The 17,768-nt window shown below is 59.7% G+C and carries 16 protein-coding genes; 3 read left to right on the top strand and 13 right to left on the bottom strand.

Annotated elements, in window-relative coordinates; translation table 11 throughout:
• The first annotated feature begins 102 nt into the window (after positions 1-102).
• Together lexA and I3J13_RS01330 are read left to right on the top strand one after the other, a co-directional pair.
• The gene (gene lexA, locus I3J13_RS01335; RefSeq protein ID WP_196377767.1) at positions 103-825 is read left to right on the top strand and encodes a transcriptional repressor LexA; all 723 of its coding nucleotides are present in this window, start codon (positions 103-105) and stop codon (positions 823-825) included.
• A gap of 269 nt (positions 826-1,094) precedes the next feature.
• A complete protein-coding gene (locus I3J13_RS01330; RefSeq protein WP_196377766.1) occupies positions 1,095-1,772 on the top strand; it encodes a glutathione S-transferase family protein in 678 nt (225 codons plus the stop codon).
• A gap of 20 nt (positions 1,773-1,792) precedes the next feature.
• On the opposite strand, the gene I3J13_RS01325 is transcribed toward I3J13_RS01330, so the two are convergent.
• On the bottom strand, positions 1,793-4,222 hold the full coding sequence (locus I3J13_RS01325; RefSeq protein ID WP_196377968.1) for a ComEC/Rec2 family competence protein: 2,430 nt from the start codon (positions 4,220-4,222) through the stop codon (positions 1,793-1,795).
• Positions 4,223-4,529: 307 nt separating this feature from the next.
• Between I3J13_RS01325 and gltA the strand changes: the two genes are divergently transcribed.
• The gene (gltA, locus tag I3J13_RS01320) at positions 4,530-5,819 is read left to right on the top strand and encodes a citrate synthase (RefSeq protein WP_003502585.1); all 1,290 of its coding nucleotides are present in this window, start codon (positions 4,530-4,532) and stop codon (positions 5,817-5,819) included.
• Positions 5,820-5,894: 75 nt separating this feature from the next.
• Here the strand turns inward: gltA and I3J13_RS01315 are convergent, their stop codons facing one another.
• The 12 genes from I3J13_RS01315 to rseP all read right to left on the bottom strand — a co-directional run bounded on the left by I3J13_RS01315 (position 5,895) and on the right by rseP (position 17,768).
• Positions 5,895-6,629 carry an amino acid ABC transporter ATP-binding protein gene (locus I3J13_RS01315; protein ID WP_196377765.1) on the bottom strand — a complete coding sequence of 245 codons (735 nt, stop codon included), beginning with the start codon at positions 6,627-6,629 and terminating at the stop codon, positions 5,895-5,897.
• Entirely contained in the window at positions 6,607-7,266 is a 660-nt protein-coding gene (locus I3J13_RS01310; protein WP_080817113.1) for an amino acid ABC transporter permease, read from the bottom strand. Before I3J13_RS01310 ends, I3J13_RS01315 begins: the two co-directional genes overlap by 23 nt.
• On the bottom strand, positions 7,263-7,934 hold the full coding sequence (locus I3J13_RS01305) for an ABC transporter permease subunit (RefSeq protein WP_196377764.1): 672 nt from the start codon (positions 7,932-7,934) through the stop codon (positions 7,263-7,265). The genes I3J13_RS01310 and I3J13_RS01305 overlap by 4 nt, the downstream gene beginning before the upstream one ends.
• A gap of 82 nt (positions 7,935-8,016) precedes the next feature.
• Positions 8,017-8,802: a transporter substrate-binding domain-containing protein gene (locus I3J13_RS01300; RefSeq protein WP_035261717.1), complete on the bottom strand. Its 786-nt coding sequence runs from the start codon at positions 8,800-8,802 to the stop codon at positions 8,017-8,019.
• A gap of 6 nt (positions 8,803-8,808) precedes the next feature.
• Entirely contained in the window at positions 8,809-9,519 is a 711-nt protein-coding gene (locus I3J13_RS01295; RefSeq protein ID WP_065653922.1) for a GntR family transcriptional regulator, read from the bottom strand.
• 163 nt (positions 9,520-9,682) lie between these two features.
• Positions 9,683-10,867 (bottom strand): lipid-A-disaccharide synthase, encoded by a 1,185-nt coding sequence (lpxB, locus tag I3J13_RS01290; RefSeq protein WP_196377763.1) that lies wholly within the window; start codon positions 10,865-10,867, stop codon positions 9,683-9,685.
• Complete coding sequence (locus I3J13_RS01285) at positions 10,864-11,730, bottom strand: LpxI family protein (RefSeq protein ID WP_174024916.1); 867 nt, start codon at positions 11,728-11,730, stop codon at positions 10,864-10,866. Before I3J13_RS01285 ends, lpxB begins: the two co-directional genes overlap by 4 nt.
• A 3-nt stretch (positions 11,731-11,733) precedes the next feature.
• Positions 11,734-12,549, bottom strand: a complete 816-nt coding sequence (gene lpxA / locus I3J13_RS01280) for an acyl-ACP--UDP-N-acetylglucosamine O-acyltransferase (protein WP_174056725.1) — start codon at positions 12,547-12,549, stop codon at positions 11,734-11,736.
• A complete protein-coding gene (gene fabZ / locus I3J13_RS01275) occupies positions 12,546-13,013 on the bottom strand; it encodes a 3-hydroxyacyl-ACP dehydratase FabZ (RefSeq protein WP_003521400.1) in 468 nt (155 codons plus the stop codon). Before fabZ ends, lpxA begins: the two co-directional genes overlap by 4 nt.
• Positions 13,006-14,073, bottom strand: coding sequence for a UDP-3-O-(3-hydroxymyristoyl)glucosamine N-acyltransferase (gene lpxD, locus I3J13_RS01270; RefSeq protein WP_196377762.1), 1,068 nt, complete (start codon positions 14,071-14,073; stop codon positions 13,006-13,008). Before lpxD ends, fabZ begins: the two co-directional genes overlap by 8 nt.
• Positions 14,074-14,122: 49 nt before the next feature.
• Positions 14,123-16,447: an outer membrane protein assembly factor BamA gene (gene bamA / locus I3J13_RS01265; RefSeq protein ID WP_196377761.1), complete on the bottom strand. Its 2,325-nt coding sequence runs from the start codon at positions 16,445-16,447 to the stop codon at positions 14,123-14,125.
• A 199-nt stretch (positions 16,448-16,646) separates the two neighbouring features.
• Positions 16,647-17,768 (bottom strand): RIP metalloprotease RseP, encoded by a 1,122-nt coding sequence (rseP, locus tag I3J13_RS01260; protein ID WP_003521404.1) that lies wholly within the window; start codon positions 17,766-17,768, stop codon positions 16,647-16,649.

Raw genomic sequence — 17,768 nt, 5'->3', positions numbered from 1 at the left:
TTCACGAAATTTTAGGGGATTGCGGAACACATATGGAACATATAGTGTTCGTTCTGTATTTGTTTCGCGACTTCAACGACGATTCTCAAGGGTGTTTTCCTCATGCTCACGCGCAAACAGCAGGAATTGCTTCTCTTCATTCATGAAAGAATGAAAGAGTCCGGCGTGCCGCCCTCCTTCGATGAAATGAAGGACGCACTCGATCTTGCCTCCAAATCCGGCATCCACCGGCTGATCACCGCACTCGAGGAGCGCGGCTTCATTCGCCGGCTACCTAACAGGGCGCGGGCGCTGGAAGTGATCAAATTGCCTGAGGCCTATGCGCCGGGTGCAAGGCCGCAGCGCGGCTTCTCGCCGAGCGTCATTGAAGGCAGCCTTGGCAAGCCGAAGACGCCGGATCCGGCCCCGGCCCCCAAGGCGCCCGCCAATGATCTCAGCGGCGCCGTCACCGTGCCGGTCATGGGCCGCATCGCCGCCGGTGTGCCGATTTCCGCCATCCAGAACAACACCCATGATGTGGCTGTGCCGGTAGACATGCTCGGTTCGGGCGAACATTACGCTCTTGAGGTCAAGGGCGACTCGATGATCGAGGCCGGCATTTTTGATGGCGATACCGTCATCATCCGTAACGGCAATACGGCCAATCCGGGCGATATCGTCGTAGCACTGGTGGATGATGAAGAAGCGACCCTGAAGCGTTTCCGCCGCAAGGGAGCCTCCATCGCTCTGGAAGCGGCCAATCCCGCCTATGAGACCCGCATTTTCGGACCGGACCGGGTGAAAATCCAGGGCAAGCTGGTTGGACTGATCCGCCGTTACCATTAATTGGCAACCCGCCTTTTTTCGCTAGGGGCGTCATCGAGATGATGGCGCTCCCTTTGAGGCATATTGGCTTGTTCCCTGGAACAATGCGGCCCTGCGGAAGTAAAGGGGGTGTTTCTCCTCATCTCCGGGCGGTGACTTGGATATGCCTCCTTCTCCCTGCCCTCAACTTCCCATTCATCAACGCGGCTTATGGGAGCCATGGATTATTTGCAATATTCCAAGGCCCATCCGCCAGTATAGAAATGCGCGTCATATCGGGGAAACACGTCATGTACGATCTTTATATCGCCAACAAGAACTATTCCTCATGGTCGCTGCGGCCCTGGGTATTGATGCGCACGCTCGGCATCGCCTTCGATGAAAAACTCGTTCCCTTCGGCGAAGGCGTTTCCTTCTCCACCTTCTCGCCGACCGGCAAGGTGCCCTGCCTTGTCGATGAGGGCGTGACAGTTTGGGAATCGCTGTCGATCGCCGAATATCTGGCGGAAAGACATCAGGGCGTCTGGGCGAGCGACAAGCAGGCAAGGGCCTGGTCACGGTCGGCGGCGAGCGAAATGCATGCGGGCTTTTCCTCGCTGCGCAATCTCTACCCCATGTCGGTCGGCATTCGCGTAAGACCGAAGGGTGGCGATGCCGGGCTTGCGGCCGATATAAAGCGCATCGATACGCTGTGGAGCGAAGGCCTCGCGAAATTCGGCGGGCCTTTTCTTGCCGGCCAGAAATTTACGGCGGTCGATGCCTTCTTCTGCCCGGTGGCATTTCGTTTCCAGACTTATGGCGCGGAACTTTCCCCTGCGGCGAAAGCCTATTGCGACCGGCTGCTAGCCCTTCCCGCCATGCGCGAATGGTACGAGGCCGGGCTGAAGGAAGTCTGGCGCGACGCGGCACATGAAGAGGAAATTAGCGGGATCGGCGAATTGACCGCGGATCTGCGCATCAAGACCTGACGACCCATGCTGGCGGCACTTTATTGCGATGCCGCCAGCAACCGCATGATGGCATCGGGCACGTCGCGATCGAAACGGCCGCTTTTCCAGTCGTAATAGCGATGTTCGCTCCAGGGCCTGTCCATTCCGACGATTGCGGCGCGCAGCCTGCCGACTACCCCTGCCTGATCGCTGCCGGCGAAGTCCATTTCCAGCGAACCGATCCGCCGCAGAATATCGCGGTTCAGCAGAAGTGCGCCCGAGCGGCATTGGGAGAAGGACGTTCTGCGGGAGACGATAACGATATCGGCAATATCGCAAGCCTTTCCGGCAAAGCGGCCATCTTCCAGGACGATGATCCATTCGCCGCTTCCCGCGCGCGCAGCGCACCATGTGCCTTTGCTGCAAGTGAAAACACCGGGCTCGGCGTCTTTCAGGGCCGCCGTCATCTGCCGTGCAATTGCGCTCATCTCTTGCGGATCAAGCTTCGCCTTAGGGGCCAAAGCCACGGTTTTTGCCATGGCCTCGGTCTTGAGAAAGACCGGCGGCACAGGCTGTTCCGGCAAAAGCAGCGCCCTTTGCCACTGGCCATAAACGAAACCCTGCGGCTGAGCCTTCGTCGTGTAGGCTTTGCCGTCCTCCAGCAGCGCCACCAGTTCGCCATCCTCATGAACAAGCAAATCGGGCGGATCGCGATAGGCCGTGGCGGACGACAGGCTGAAGGCGAGGAACAGAAGCGGCATGCCCAGAAGCGCAAGCCGGCTGCGCAGCAAAGTCAGCAGCAGAAAACCAGCCGAGGCGAGCCCCAGAAACCACCCGTGCGGCCGGCCCGTCGCAGCGCTTCCGCCCCAGGACGCCACCTCCTGCGCAACCTCGATGACGAGGGCCATGCCGTATCCCATGACCTTCAGGAATGGTGCGTCTAGCCCGAAAGGCATCAGCAGCATGGCGACAAGGCCGAAAGGCATGACGATCAGCGACATCAGCGGCATGGCGGCCAGATTGGCGAAAAGTCCATAGGTGGTGACACGCTGAAAATGCTCGACCGAATAGATCGCCGTCGAAAGACCACCGATCAGCGACGTCGTGATGACACCGCCGATAATGGCGCCCGCCGTTTGCGCCACCGTCATCCATGCCGGTTTGCGTCCGATGAACAGACGCTCGCGATCGATACGCCAGCGGCTCCAGGCGGCGTAGGAGGCGACGAGCGCGATGGTCGCGGCAAAAGACATCTGAAAGCTTGGGCCCATGATTTCCGAGGGCGAAAAAGCGAGAATGACCAAAGCGGAAAGCGCGACATTCCTGAGGCTGAGCGAGGGTTGATCGAACAGCACCGCGATCAGCATCACCGACATCATCAGCCAGGCGCGTTCGGCGGAAACGGCGAAACCTGAAATCAGATAATAGGCGAGTGTCATCAAGAGTGCGGCGAAAGCCGAAATCTTCTTCACGGGCCAGCGCTGCGCAAATGCCGGAAAAAGGCTGAAGGCAAGCCTCAGCCCCACGAAGAATATGCCCGACGCCAGCGCCATGTTGAGCCCGGATATGGCGACGATATGGGCAAGGCCGGAAAGCCGTAACGCTTCCATCGTTTCGGCGGATATGGCCTGTCTCTCATCGGTGACGATGGAGGCGGCAAAGGCGCCGGCATCGCCGCCGATGGTGTTGCGGATGCGCTCGGCAATGGCGGTGCGAAGGCCATAGAGCCGCATGTCGGCCCACTCCAGCCAGTCGGTCTTCGCGTCGATGCCGGGTGGAGTGAGCGTCTGTGGCGGCTTATAGAAGAATCCGGTCGCGCCTATGCCCCTGAAATAGGAGGCGAAGGCGAAATCATTGAGCCCCGGCAAGGCCGGGCCGGATGGTGGCGAAAGCCGCGCCTTGCCACGAATGGTCGCGCCGAGTGCGGCGGGCTCGCCTCCCCCGCGTGACAGGAGCGAGACCTTGCCCGGCGGCCGCGACAATGCCGGCGCTTCCGTCGTGGTGAGTTGCACCACATATCGCCAGTCCCCGCGCGCATCCACCTCCCGGCGGGTCACCGTGCCGGTAATGGTGGTGGTGACGGGCGTATCCAGCACGACCGTTCCCGCACGCCACGTTTCGACCCCGGCGAAAAGCATGCCCAGCAAAAGCAGCGCGAAAAGGCCGCAGGCCGTCGCTGCGAAGCCCGAGCGATATTTCGCGAATAAAGCCAGACCGGCGGCGATGAGACATGTAATCGCCAGAACGGAGAATGAAGGCGAGGTATTGAGGGAAAACCAGAGGATCGCACCGCAGCCGATGAAAACCGGGACGAAAAGAAAATCGTGGCCGAATGCGCGCTCCTCGGCGACGCATGCGGCGATTTTTTGAGAGGCGACAGCTCGCAGGTTCGGCTTGCTGACAAGGGCGGGCGTATCATATGTCGCGACATCGCCGGTTCTGCGAAGCGGATAAAGGATTTCCGCCGTGCCGGGCAAATCGCCCTGCATCGTTTCGGCATATCTGAAATGCTGTTTTTCCCCTTGACCGAGCAATCCGCGCCGCGCCCCTGCCGCACCGGGAACAGGTTTGCAGGCGGATGCGAGGGATTGCAATCCTTTCCTTTAACCCTGCGTTGACTGAGATTGAATTGCCATCACCGGGAAAGACGGAAGCAGAGCAATTGCGTTTGCCGCAATGCACAATTTGACCTTTGGATAGCTTGGCATCTGCGCAAGGATCATATAGCTAATCGGTAGACGCTTAACCGCGGGGCGTGTCTCAACGCCCCCACCCGCATGTTTTCGGAGGATCAGTATGACGGAAAAAAGCGCTACAGTGACACTTGGCGAAAAGCAGGTCGAACTCCCGGTCAGGGAAGGCACGATTGGACCAAGCGTCGTCGATATCGCCACGCTGTACAAGCACACGGGCTCTTTCACTTATGACCCGGGTTTCACGTCGACGGCCTCCTGCGAATCCAAGATCACCTATATCGACGGTGACGAGGGCGTTCTCCTGCATCGTGGTTTCCCCATCGAGCAGCTCGCCGAACAGGGCGACTTCCTGGAAACCTGCTATCTGCTGCTTTACGGCGAACTGCCGACTGCGGCTCAGAAGAAGGACTTCGACACCCGCGTCACGCGCCACACCATGGTGCATGAGCAGATGAGCCGATTCTTCACCGGCTATCGCCGCGACGCGCATCCGATGGCCGTCATGTGCGGTACGGTCGGCGCTCTTTCGGCCTTCTATCACGACTCGACCGACATTACCGATCCGCACCAGCGCATGGTCGCTTCGCTGCGCATGATCGCCAAGATGCCGACGATCGCCGCCATGGCTTACAAGTACCATATCGGCCAGCCCTTCGTTTACCCGAAGAACGACCTCGACTACGCCTCCAACTTCCTGCACATGTGCTTTGCTGTGCCCTGCGAGGATTACAAGGTCGATCCGGTTCTGGCCCGCGCCATGGACCGCATCTTCATCCTGCATGCCGATCACGAGCAGAACGCTTCCACCTCCACGGTGCGGCTTGCCGGTTCTTCGGGTGCGAACCCGTTCGCCTGTATCGCGGCTGGCATTGCCTGCCTCTGGGGCCCGGCTCATGGCGGCGCCAACGAAGCGGCGCTCAACATGCTCAACGAAATCGGCACGGTTGACCGCATTCCGGAATATATCGCCCGCGCCAAGGACAAGAACGACCCGTTCCGCCTGATGGGCTTTGGTCACCGCGTCTACAAGAACTACGATCCGCGCGCCAAGATCATGCAGAAGACGATGTACGAAGTGCTGGAAGCCACCGGCAATTCCGACGATCCGATCATGCAGGTCGCGCTGGAACTGGAAAAGATCGCCCTTTCCGACCCATACTTCGTCGAAAAGAAGCTTTACCCGAATGTCGACTTCTATTCGGGCATCACGCTGAAGGCGCTCGGCTTCCCCACGACCATGTTCACCGTTCTCTTCGCTCTTGCCCGCACCGTCGGCTGGATCGCACAGTGGAACGAAATGATCGAAGATCCGCAGCAGCGCATCGGCCGTCCGCGCCAGCTCTATACGGGCGCCGGCAAGCGCGACTACGTTCCGGTTTCCAAGCGCTAAGCCGCGAAACCCCATAAATCAAAGGCCGGCAGGTTTTCACCCGCCGGCCTTTTTTGTTGGGCATCCGAACAGTCCTCAGTGGCGTGCAGCAACGCCCAGGAACTGCTTGAGTTCGGCTGTTGCGGGATTGGAGAACACCTCTTCCGGCGGGCCTATTTCATGCACCCTGCCCTCATGCATGAAGACGACGCGGGAGCAGACGTCGCGCGCAAATTTCATTTCATGCGTCACCATCAGCAGCGTCATGCCTTCAGCGGCAAGTTCACGTACCACGGCCAGCACTTCCGCGACGAGTTCGGGATCGAGCGCCGAGGTGATTTCGTCGCATAGCAGCGCGATGGGCTGCATGGCGAGCGCGCGAGCAATGGCGACGCGCTGTTGCTGGCCGCCGGACAATTCATCGGGATAGGCATCGAACTTGTGCGCCAGCCCGACACGTTCCAGCATCTTGCGGGCAACGGCTTCGGCTTCCGGTTTCGGCGTCTTCTTCACCACGGTCTGCGACAGCATGACGTTACCGCCAACGGTCTGGTGCGGGAAGAGATTGAACTGCTGGAAGATCATGCCGACCTTCAGCCGCAGGGCTTTCAGATGCAGATCGTCTTCGAGAAGCTGCGCGCCGGCGACCGATATGGAACCGGCCGAAATCGTCTCCAGCCCGTTGATGCAGCGAAGCAGGGTCGATTTGCCCGATCCGCTCTTGCCGATGATGGCGATGACCTCACCGGGCTCGACATCGAGGTTGATGCCCTTCAGAACCTCGTTGCTGCCATAGCTTTTGCGGACTTCAGTGATTTCGATGAGCGACATTGAGCTTCCTTTCGAGTATCTGGCTGCTCTTCGACAGAGGCCAGCACAGCGCGAAATAGATGAGGGCGACGAGGCCATAAACGGTAAAGGGCTGGAAGGTGGCGTTGGTGACAACCGTGCCGGCCTTGGACAATTCCACGAAGCCGATGATCGAGGTCACGGCCGTTCCCTTGATGACCTGCACGAAGAAACCGACGGTTGGCGGAATGGCGACCCGCATGGCCTGTGGCAGGATGACATAACGCATCTGCTGCAGGCGTCCCATGGCAAGGCTTGCCGATGCCTCCCATTGGCCCTTGGCGACGGATTCAACGCAGCCGCGCCAGATTTCGGTGAGGAAGGCAGCTGCCCACAGGATCAGCGTCAGACCTGCCGCCAGCCAGGCCGGCACATCGATGCCGAACAGGCCGAGGCCGAAAAAGGCGATGAAGAGCTGCATCAAAAGCGGCGTGCCCTGAAAAAGCTCGACATAATAGCGTGCGAAAGCCCGCATCGATTTTTTCCGGGAAATGCGCATGAACAGCAGAAGCAGCGCCACCATGCCGCCGCCGGCAAAGGAGACAAGCGAGAGCAACACCGTCCAGCGCGTGGCGAGCAGCAGGTTTCTGAGAATATCCCAGGTGGAGAATTCGATCATCGGACACTCCTGCGCGGAAAGATGAGGTTGCCGCCCATCACCAGCACCTGCCGGAGAAGGATGGCCAGCACGAGATAAATGACGGTGGAGACCATATAGGCTTCGAAGGCGCGGAAGGTGCGCGACTGGATGAAATTGGCCGCGAAGGTCAGATCCTCGGCGGCGATCTGCGAGACGACCGACGAGCCGAGCATGACGATCACCACCTGCGATGAAAGCGCCGGCCAGATGCGTTGCAGCGAGGGCACCAGCACCACATGCCGGAAGGTTTCGAAACGGGTCATGGCAAGGCTTGCCTCCGCCTCGAACTGTCCCTTCGGCGTCGCCTGAATACCGGCACGGATGATTTCACAGCTATAGGCCCCGAGATTGACCACCATGGCGATGTTGGCGGCGGTCAGTTCCGACAATTGCAGGCCAAGCGATGGCAGGCCGAAAAAGATAAAAAACAATTGTATGAGGAATGGCGTGTTGCGAATGAGCTCCACATAGGTCGCGACCGGCGGCCGCAGCCATTTGGGCCCGAGCGCACGCACCCAGGCGCAGACGATGCCGAGGGCGATGCCGAGAACGCCGCCGATGGCAATCAATTCCAGCGTAACGGCGATGCCTTTGGCGATCTGCGGATAATAGTCGAGAAGCCATCCAAAATCGAATGTGTATTTCACCCGATGCTTCCTTTCGGCGAGGACAAACCATGCGCCGGTCCCGCCTCAAAGCGAGGCCGACGCATGCATTTTGCCGGGTTGCTCAGAGATCCTTGGGCAGGTCGGTTTTCAGCCATTTCTGCGCGATCGTGTTCAGCGAACCATCGGTCTTTGCGGTGGCGATGATGGCGTTGACCTTCTCCAGTAGCGCTGGCTGTTCCTTGTTCAGGCCGATATAGCAGGGTGAATTCTTGATCAGGAACTTCAGCTCGGGACGCTTTGGCGGGTTCTTGGCGAGAATGGCGGCCGCCACGACATTGCCCGTGGCCACGGCTTCCACCTGGCCGGCGAGGAAGGCGGAGATCGTGCCGTTATTGTCCTCATAACGCTTGATGGTCGTATCGGCAGGCGCCACCTTCGTCAGCTCCAGATCCTCGACAGCGCCACGGGTGACACCGATGGTCTTGCCGGACAAATCTTCCGCCTTGGTGACGGCAACAGAATCCGGAGCGAACACGCCGTTGAAGAAAGGCGCATAGGCGGTGGAGAAGTCGATGACCTTTTCACGGTCCGGATTCTTGCCGAGGCTCGAAATGACGAGATCGACCTTGTTGGTCTGGAGATAGGGAACGCGGTTTGCGCTGGTGACCGGCACGAGTTCAACCTTCACGCCCAGTTTCTCGCCGATCAGATTGGCGACGTCGATATCATAGCCCTGCGGGGCCATATCCGTGCCGACACTGCCGAAGGGCGGGAAATCCTGCGGAACGGCAACGCGGATCGTGCCGCGGGAGGTGATATCACCGAGCGCATCGGCAAAGGCTGCGGGCGAAAAACCAAGCGTTGCGGAAATCGCGGCAATGGCAAGCAATGAACGTCTGGAAATCATTGGGAATTACTCCTTGGGGCTTGAGGAAAGAGGCTGAAGTGAAAGGGAATTGCGAAGCTCGTAGAGCGGGTCCGGCCTGCGGGTGAGATCGAGACCGGTTTCGACTTCGTCGAGATGGCGGATGGCGAGTTCGGCGGCGCCATGAAAATCGGCAGCCTTGATCGCTTCGAAGATACGGCAATGTCCGTCATGCGATTGCTGCGCATGGAAATCGGACTGATAGAGCATGGAGATGAGGATGGTTCTGGCCGTCAGGTCGCGCAGCGTTTCGACGATGATGTCGTTGCCGGCGATTTCAGCGATGCGAATGTGAAAGTCGCCCATCAGGCAGGTCAGGCGCTGGCGGTCGCCTTTGGCAATCGCCGCCTTCTCCTCATCGAGATGATCGGCGAGGATGGCGATGCCTTCCGGGCTGACGCCGGAAAGATTGCGCAAGAGCCCATATTCGATGATGCGCCGTGCTTCATAGACCTTGATGGATTCTTCGGCGGAAGGCTCCACCACGAACCAGCCCCGGCGCGGGCTGACGGTGACGATGCCGCGCGTCTCCAGCCTCATCATCGCTTCGCGAATGCGCGTGCGCGACACGCTGAAGAGGCTGGCGAGCTGGTTTTCGCTGAGGCGGGTGCCCGGACGGATACGCGCGGAAAGAATGCCGGAGATGATGGCGTCTTCTACCGCGCTCTGGGCGCTTTCTGATGTATGGCTATCTTGCATACAAGATTGAAAGCAAGAGGTGTGCCAGACGGAAGTTTATGGGCCGGGAGCCATCCGATGGTCAGCCGTTTGCCGCCATAACGATCAAATGCAGTAAAATCGCGCCCTCGCCTGCCTGCATCGGCAGCAGGACGGCAGCCCGTGGGAGCGAGAGCCTATATGATTATTGTGAGGGACGAGCCTTGCTCTTCAGGACATCGAGAAGAATGCGCGCGCCGGTTTCGCCCGGAGGCACATCCGTATGCAAACGCTGCTGCACGAGTGCATAACCTTCGAGCATCGCCCGCCGCTCGGTGGTGCCGGAAGACAGACGCTCTGCCCAGCGCAGCATCGAACCTGCCCTTACCACCTCGTTGAAATATTCCGGCACGACGGCGTAATCGGCAATCAGGTTCGGCAGAGCCCCTGTCCAGGTCTTCACCCGCTTGCTCAGCATGGTGAAAATCCAATCGGTCTTGTAGACCGAGATCGTCGGTACGCCCGCTAGCGCGAGTTCCAGAATGACCGTGCCGGAAGCGGCAATCGCCGCATCGGCTTCAGCAAATGCATTCCATTTGAAAGCGGAATCGATACCTATTTCGGGCCTGATATCCTCCGGCCATGACGCCGCCAGTTCGCGGATGCGTTTTTCCTGACGCGGCACGGTGGGCAACAGAAACCGCGTCGGACCGTTGCGCTCAACAAAAGCTCTTGCCGCCGCCTGAAACGGCTCCATCAGCCGCGTCGTCTCCGTGGAACGCGACCCTGGCAGGAGGAGAATGGTCTTCGGTTCGCCATCTGCCGGCAGAGAACGTTCCGCCCGCTTCTGGCGCACTGCCAGCACATCGGGGTCGACGCTGAGGCGATGACCGACAAAAGTTGTCGGCGGACCGCCGAGACGGCGCATGGCTTCCGGCTCGAAGGGCAGCAGAGCCAGCACGTGATCGACATAGGAGAGCATCGCGGTGGCGCGATATTCCTTCCACGCCCAGACGCTGGGGCAGACATAATTGACGACCGGCAGATGCGGCAATTGCTGCCGGACTTTTTTCGCGACGCGATGGGTGAAATCCGGGCTGTCGATGATCAGCAGAATATCGGGCTTTGCGGCGGCGATTGCCTGAGCGGTCTGGTTGATCCGCGCAATCAGCTTCGGCAGTTTTTTCAGAACCTGCGTGAAGCCCATGATGGAGAGTTCGGAATAGTCGAACAGGGAAACCAGTCCCTGCGCTTCCAGCGCCTCGCCGCCGACCCCGACCAGCTCGACAGACCCCGTATATTGGGCCTTAAGCGAGCGGATCAGATCCGCACCCAGAAGATCTCCGGATACTTCCCCGGCTATGACCGCCACTTTTAATGCCGCCGTCATCCGATCATGTCTCCGCCAAGTGACGTATCGATGCCGCAGACGAATATGCCCGCCTCATCGGCCGCTTTCAACATCGCCTCGCGATCGAGTACCAGCGCCCGCCCGGCTTCGACGGCGATACCCGCCAGCCCGGCTTTTCGCGCATTCTCCACCGTTTCCACACCGATTGTCGGCAGGTCGGCGCGCACATCCTGCTGCGGCTTGCAGAGCTTTACGAGCACCCCCCTGCGGCGCGGGGATATCCGTCCTTCGGCGCGCAATGCCGCAACGCGCGCCAGCATGGCATCCGTGCCCTCAACGCCTTCCAGCGCGACGATACGGCCGCCGACGGCGACCGCGCCCTGCCCCACATCGAGCTTGCCGAGTGCAAGCGCGGCCTCAGCCGCCTTACGTATATCGCGCAGATCATCCTCGGCAGGTTTTTGCGCACCGAAAGGGCCTATAGCGGCCAGCAGGCCGGGGGCGATCTCGTGAGCGCCGATGACTTTTGCACCGAGCGTACCGATGATTTTGATGACCATCTGCAGAACGGCGTCGTCGCCGCTCGACAGCAGCGTCCTGACAATCGAAGGCAATTTGAGCAGTATGCCGACTGTAGGGCGGATTTCGCGCCATTCCGGCCGCCGCGCCACACCACCGGATAGCACGACGCGGTCTACCCGGTTTTCGCGCAGCAGACGGCCAAGCCCGGCGACATCGCCGACACTGATGACGGCATTGTCGAAACCGCTCCAGTCGAAACGGGAATCATCGCGCAACCGCACGATGAAAGGGTTCTCGCCCATCTCACGGGCGGCGGCCGCCACATAAAGCGGCAGCTGGCCGCTTCCGGCCACAATGGCGAGACGCCCGCCGCCTGTCACGGCTCACTTGCCCCGGTTGGGCGAAGAGATCGCGCGGTCGCTATCCGCACCGATGAAATCGATGACTTCAAGCGCCTGCGGGCAATCCAGATAGTCGTTACGGTCGATGGCCGCCGCATTGCCGCGGATCGTGCCCTCAGCCTCGAAAATCGCCTTGTAGACGCGTCTGACCTTATGGATATCGGCGCGCTCGATGCCGGCACGGGTCATGCCGACGACGTTCAGGCCGCCGAGGATGCCGGGATTGCCATTCAGCATGCCATAGGGAATGACATCGTAATTGACCGCCGAAAGTCCGCCGATAAAGGCCTGGCGGCCGATGCGGGTGAACTGGTGCACGGCGCAGCCACCGCCGAGAATAGCGCGGTCCTCAATGGTGACATGGCCCGCCAGCATGACATTGTTGGACAGCACGATGTGGCTGCCGAGGCGGCAATCATGCGCCACATGCGAATTGGCGAGGAAGAGATTATCGTTACCGATAACGGTCTTGCTGCTGCCATCGGAACTGCCGGCGTTCATCGTTACGCCTTCACGCATGATGCAGCGTTCACCGATTTCGAGGGTCGTTTCCGAACCGTCGTGGCGAATTGCCTGCGGCGTCCCGCCGATGACCGCCATGGGATGGACAACCGAACCACGGCCGATGACGGTCAGGCCGGAAACAACGGCGTGATTGTGCAGCTGGACATCGTCATGCAGCGTGACTTTCGCGCCGACATAGCTCAGCGCACCGATGACGACGTTTTCACCGATCACCGCGCCGTCTTCGATCACGGCGCTCGGGTGAATTCTGGCCGAGGCGGCAATCGTGCTCATTGCTGATCCTCGGGGATCATCATGGCGCCGACATCGGCCTCCGCCACCAGCGCGCCGTCCACCTTCGCTTCGCAATGGAATTTAAAGACATTGCCGCGCTGGCGCTGCTTGACGACATGGATTTCCAGACGATCGCCAGGGATCACGGGTTTGCGAAACCGCGCATTGTCGATTGTCATGAAGTAGACCAGGTGACCGCCCTCACCCTGGCTGCGAGCGCAGATCGCACCCGCCGTCTGGGCCATGGCCTCGACGATCAGAACGCCCGGCATGATCGGCCGGTCCGGGAAGTGACCGGTGAAATGCGGTTCATTGACCGTCACGTTCTTGATGCCAATCGCCGAGTTGTTACCGTCGATCTCGATGATCTTGTCGATCAGCAGGAATGGGTAACGATGCGGCAGAAGCTTCATGACTTCCAGAATGTCAGCCGCGCCCAGCGCCGTCTTCGTTTCTTCAGTCATTGTTTTTCTCTCCTGTTTTTTTATCACGCCCTTCAGCGCGCGCCAGAATTTCCGCCATGTCGCGCAGGAAATATTTCATCGGACGCGCGGGCGTGCCGCCATAACGGGCGCCTGCCGGAACGTCCGCCACAACGCCGCTCATCGCCGCGATCTGTACGCCGTCGCCAATGTTGATATGGCCATTGATGCCGGCCGCGCCGCCAATCATCACACCGTCGCCGATACGGGTGCTGCCCGCAATGCCGACCTTGCTGACGATGCCGCAATGGCGGCCGATGCGCACGTTGTGGCCGATCTGGACCTGATTGTCGATCTTGGTGCCTTCGCCGATGACCGTGTCATCCATGGTGCCGCGATCGATCGTGGTGTTGGCGCCAATCTCGACATTGTCCTGAATGATGACCCGGCCGATCTGCACGATCTTCAACATGCCGCGCGGACCGGGAGCATAACCGAAACCGTCCTGACCGATGCGCGCGCCGTTATGGATAATCACATTATTACCGATGAGGGCCGCAAGAACGCTTGCGCCGCCGGCAATGGTGCAATCGCGTCCGATCTGCACATCCTGCCCGATGATGACGCCGGGACCGATGCGTGTACCAGCGCCGATATGGGCGCCAGCTCCAATCACGGCGAGCGACTCGACGATGACGCCCGCCTCCAGCTTTGCGGATGGATCGACATGCGCAGCATGGGAAATTTCAGCCTCCATTCGCGCAATCGGACCCGGACGCATGGCGGAAGGATGCAGCAAGGCACCAACCTGCGCAAAAAGCGTGTGCGGGTTTTTCGATATCAGCGCAGGGGTGTGAGACGGAAGCATGTCGACAAATGCGGCGTCACAAATGACGGCGCCAGCGTCGCAGGTCTGCAACTCATCGCGGTTCTTGCGCGAAAGAATATAGCAGAGCTGATCGGGTTTTGCCCGGTAGACCGGCGCAACGGACCGAATGATCCGCTCTCCCGCTGCATCATCAGACAGTTCCGCCCCAAAACGGTCCGCGATATCTTTCAATCGCAGTCCCTCGTGGGGCGGAAAAAAGGCGTTGTATTCCATCAGCCGGAAACTCCAGAACGTTCAAAGTTGCAGTTCTGGACTGCCGATATCAGAAAGTGTTGGACATGCCAAACCGGAAACGCTGTTCCTCGTCGTAGTCTTCCTTGGCAATCGGCACGGCGTAGTCGACGCGGATCGGACCGAAGGGCGACGCCCACATCACGCCGATACCGGCGGATGCACGGATGGAGTTGTCGTCCTTCACACCTGCACTGTTGGCGACCTTGTTGCCATACAGCGTGCCGGCATCCACAAAACCAGCGAGACGCAGGCCGAAATCTTCCGGAACGCCAGGCATCGGAGCCGTGACTTCAGCAGAAGCGGCGAAATAGGTCGTGCCGCCGATGGAGTCGGAACCGATGCGCGGACCGATACCATCGTTCTTGAAGCCGCGAACCTGACGGCCGCCGAACTTGAACTGATCGAATACCAGCAGATTGTCGCCCGTCGGCATCACGTGGCCCGCCTGACCGGTGATCGAACCAATGACATCGTACTCGTCAGACAGCGTGTAGAAGAAGCGAGCCTTGGCGTAAATCTTGTAATATTCGGAATCGCCGCCGAGACCTGCAAATTCGTTCGTCAGAGCAGCCTGCCAGCCTTCGCGCGGCATGTTGCGGTCGTCGAGCGTATTGTAGTTCAGCGTGTTCGAAATGATGGACTGCGTCCAGTCACCGCCACGGATCAAGTCCTTGTAGGGCTCGGCAAGGTTGCTACCGGTTTCCCAGTCGCCCTCACCGTCATAATTGATCTGCTTGTAGGTGTACTTGAACGTCGTCGAGAGGTCTTCGGTGATCGGCGCGGTCACGCGCAGCGAGAAGCCCTGCTCGTCGTAGTCATAATAGTCTTCGCTGCGGCTCTGGCTCTTGAACAGGTCGAAACCTGCGGCAAGACGGTAGCCGAGGAAATAGGGTTCCGTGAAGGACAGCGTATAGCTGCGCGCATCATCTTCACCCGCACCGGCGGCGAGACGGATGTACTGGCCGCGGCCGAGGAAGTTCTTCTCCTCGATGGAGGCTTCGAGCAGCACACCGTCGTTCTGCGAATAGCCGGCGCCGATACCGAACGAACCCGTCGACTGATCTTCTACGTCGACAACGATGACGACGCGGTCAGGCGCGCTGCCGCCGGCGGTCGAAATATTGACCTTCGAGAAATAGCCGAGCGCTTCGAGACGGCGCTTTGCAGCCGTGATGACCGTCTGGTTGAACGCATCGCCTTCGGAAATATCGAACTCGCGACGAATGACATAGTCACGCGTACGGGTGTTTCCGCGGATTTCGATACGCTCGACATAGGCGCGCTCGCCCTGGTCGACGATATAGGTTACACCGATGGTGTTACCAGCCATGTCGCGGTCGCCGCGCGGCGTTACGCGGGCGAAGGGATAACCTTCGCCGGCCACGCGCTTGGAAATCGCTTCCATGCTCTGCTGAACTTCCTTGGCGCTGTAGCTTCCGCCCTGGTGGGTTTCCACGAGGCCCTGCAGCTCCGAACCGTCGACGCCCGGAACGGTCGATTCGACCGCAACGTTACCGAAGTTGTAACGCTGACCTTCATCGACCGTGATGGAGATGGTGTATTCGTTCTTGGACTCGTCCAGCACAGCCTCGGAGGACACGACACGGAAGTCGGCATAACCGCGGTTGTAGTAGAACTGGCGCAGCGCCTCTTCGTCGGCGCGCAGCTTGTCCTCGTTATAGACGTCCTTACGCGTCAGGAACGACAGCATGTTGGACTTCTTGGTATTTATGACGGCGGCCAGACGGCCATCGCTATAGGCATTGTTGCCGACGAAATCGATACGGCCGATCTTCGTGCGCTCGCCTTCATTGATGACGAAAGCAATGTTCACACGGCCCTGACCGACGGAAACGGTCTGCGTGGTGACTTCAACATCGCTACGGCCGATGGCGGCGTAGGCTTCCTTGATGCGGGCAATATCCGCCGTCACGATGGCCTGATTGAACGGGCCGAGGGACTGGGTCTGCACGACGCCGGCGAGCTTGTCGTCCTTGATCTTGCGGTTACCGTTGAAGACCACCTGGTTGACGAGCTGGTTCTCATTGACGGTCACGACCAGCGTGCTGCCGGAAACGCGCATGGAAACATTCGAGAAGTAACCGGTGGCGTAAAGACGCTTCACCGATTCATCGATGTCCGAATTGGAAAAGTTCTTACCCGGCGCAATGGTGATGTTGGAACGCACGGAGTCCGCACCGGACCTGTCGGCCCCGCGAACATCGATCCTGCTGATGACGGCCGCATTTGCAGCGCCAGCAGAGGCAAGCACGCCAAGGCCCGCAACCGAAGCAACACCGGCAGACAGAGCAACCGCCGACACAGCGTTCAAAAATCTTGAACCAGCCTTCATTTCAATTCTTACCTTTTTACGTTGTCCCTCAGCGGGCGGAACCCGACTCCGGCCATGTGCGTCGTTTTACCTGCTTTTCCCCTACAAGCAAGCGCGAACGTTAAATTCTGTTTACTTCGTGCTCCAGAGTGGCTCATTCGCCACTTCGGCATAAAAACAAGGTAAACAAATAACTAACAAAACCGTTAAAACACAATCCTCAGCCGATCAAGCTGCTGATATCATTCCATGTTGCAAAAACCATAAGACCCAAAATCATCATCATCCCGATACGGAACGCGACTTCCTGCGCGCCCGCGCCGAGCGGCCTGCCGCGAATGGCCTCGATGGCGTAGAACACCAGATGCCCGCCGTCCAGAACCGGCACAGGCATCAGGTTCAAAAGACCGATGGATACGGAAAGAACGGCGGCAAGCTGGATAACGGCGGAAATGCCGAGCGTCGCCATCTGGCCGGAGGCCTGCGCCACACGCACCGGACCGCCAAGCTGATCGGCATTCATGCGCCCTGTCACGAGATTGCCGATATAGTTGAATGTGCCGGTGATGACGTGACCTGTTTCGCGCACGCCTTCGACCAGCGCCTCGGACGGCGAATATTCGATATGGCGGAAATTGCCGCTGGTCTGGTCGGTGACGATGCCGATAATGCCCATTTCCAGCTTGTTGCCGAACTGGTCGGTGGTTTCGGTGCGGGTCGGGACCATCGGCAGCTTAAGCTCCTCGCCTGCCCTTTCAACAGTCACCGTGATCGGTGTGCCCGGCCGGATGCCGACGTAACGGCGGACATCCTCGAAGGTCATCACTTTTTCGCCATCGATCGCGATGAGCCGGTCGCCGGGCTGCACGCCCGCGGCGGCAGCCGCGCTGTTTTCACGGACTTCCGCCACGACCGGATCGGCGATCATCCGGCCGTAGATGCCGAAGAGCACCGCGAAGATGAGAATGGCGAGAATGAAATTGGCGATCGGGCCCGCGGCAACCGTGGCCGCTCTTTTCCACAGCTTTGCACCGGAAAGCGTCTGCGCCCTCTCCTCCAGCGACATATGCGACAGGCCGGAACTATCCGGCTTGCTCGCCGCATCCTCATCGCCGAAGAACTTGACGTAACCGCCGAGCGGGATCGCGGAAATCTTCCACCGCGTGCCGCGTTTGTCGGTGAAACCGATCAGCTCCGGGCCGAAGCCGATGGAGAATGCGGTGGAGCGGATGCCGCACCAGCGACCGACCAGATAATGGCCCATTTCATGGACAAAAACGAGCAGCGACAGCACCAGGATGAAGGGCACGATATAGCCGGTCAGAAAGCCGGTCGCCGCCAT

The organism is Agrobacterium leguminum (assembly GCF_015704895.1).
GTDB lineage: Bacteria > Pseudomonadota > Alphaproteobacteria > Rhizobiales > Rhizobiaceae > Agrobacterium > Agrobacterium leguminum.
This window is presented reverse-complemented; position numbering and strand designations above follow the sequence as displayed.

What these genes read in the sequence shown, in the direction of transcription:
- lexA (WP_196377767.1), top strand. Translation starts at nt 103, where the DNA reads ATGCTCACGCGCAAACAGCAGGAATTGCTTCTCTTCATTCATGAAAGA.
- I3J13_RS01330 (WP_196377766.1), top strand. Translation starts at nt 1,095, where the DNA reads ATGTACGATCTTTATATCGCCAACAAGAACTATTCCTCATGGTCGCTG.
- I3J13_RS01325 (WP_196377968.1), bottom strand. Translation starts at nt 4,222, where the DNA reads ATGCAGGGCGATTTGCCCGGCACGGCGGAAATCCTTTATCCGCTTCGC.
- gltA (WP_003502585.1), top strand. Translation starts at nt 4,530, where the DNA reads ATGACGGAAAAAAGCGCTACAGTGACACTTGGCGAAAAGCAGGTCGAA.
- I3J13_RS01315 (WP_196377765.1), bottom strand. Translation starts at nt 6,629, where the DNA reads ATGTCGCTCATCGAAATCACTGAAGTCCGCAAAAGCTATGGCAGCAAC.
- I3J13_RS01310 (WP_080817113.1), bottom strand. Translation starts at nt 7,266, where the DNA reads ATGATCGAATTCTCCACCTGGGATATTCTCAGAAACCTGCTGCTCGCC.
- I3J13_RS01300 (WP_035261717.1), bottom strand. Translation starts at nt 8,802, where the DNA reads ATGATTTCCAGACGTTCATTGCTTGCCATTGCCGCGATTTCCGCAACG.
- I3J13_RS01295 (WP_065653922.1), bottom strand. Translation starts at nt 9,519, where the DNA reads ATGCAAGATAGCCATACATCAGAAAGCGCCCAGAGCGCGGTAGAAGAC.
- lpxB (WP_196377763.1), bottom strand. Translation starts at nt 10,867, where the DNA reads ATGACGGCGGCATTAAAAGTGGCGGTCATAGCCGGGGAAGTATCCGGA.
- lpxA (WP_174056725.1), bottom strand. Translation starts at nt 12,549, where the DNA reads ATGAGCACGATTGCCGCCTCGGCCAGAATTCACCCGAGCGCCGTGATC.
- fabZ (WP_003521400.1), bottom strand. Translation starts at nt 13,013, where the DNA reads ATGACTGAAGAAACGAAGACGGCGCTGGGCGCGGCTGACATTCTGGAA.
- lpxD (WP_196377762.1), bottom strand. Translation starts at nt 14,073, where the DNA reads ATGGAATACAACGCCTTTTTTCCGCCCCACGAGGGACTGCGATTGAAA.
- bamA (WP_196377761.1), bottom strand. Translation starts at nt 16,447, where the DNA reads ATGAAGGCTGGTTCAAGATTTTTGAACGCTGTGTCGGCGGTTGCTCTG.
- rseP (WP_003521404.1), bottom strand. Translation starts at nt 17,768, where the DNA reads ATGGCGGCGACCGGCTTTCTGACCGGCTATATCGTGCCCTTCATCCTG.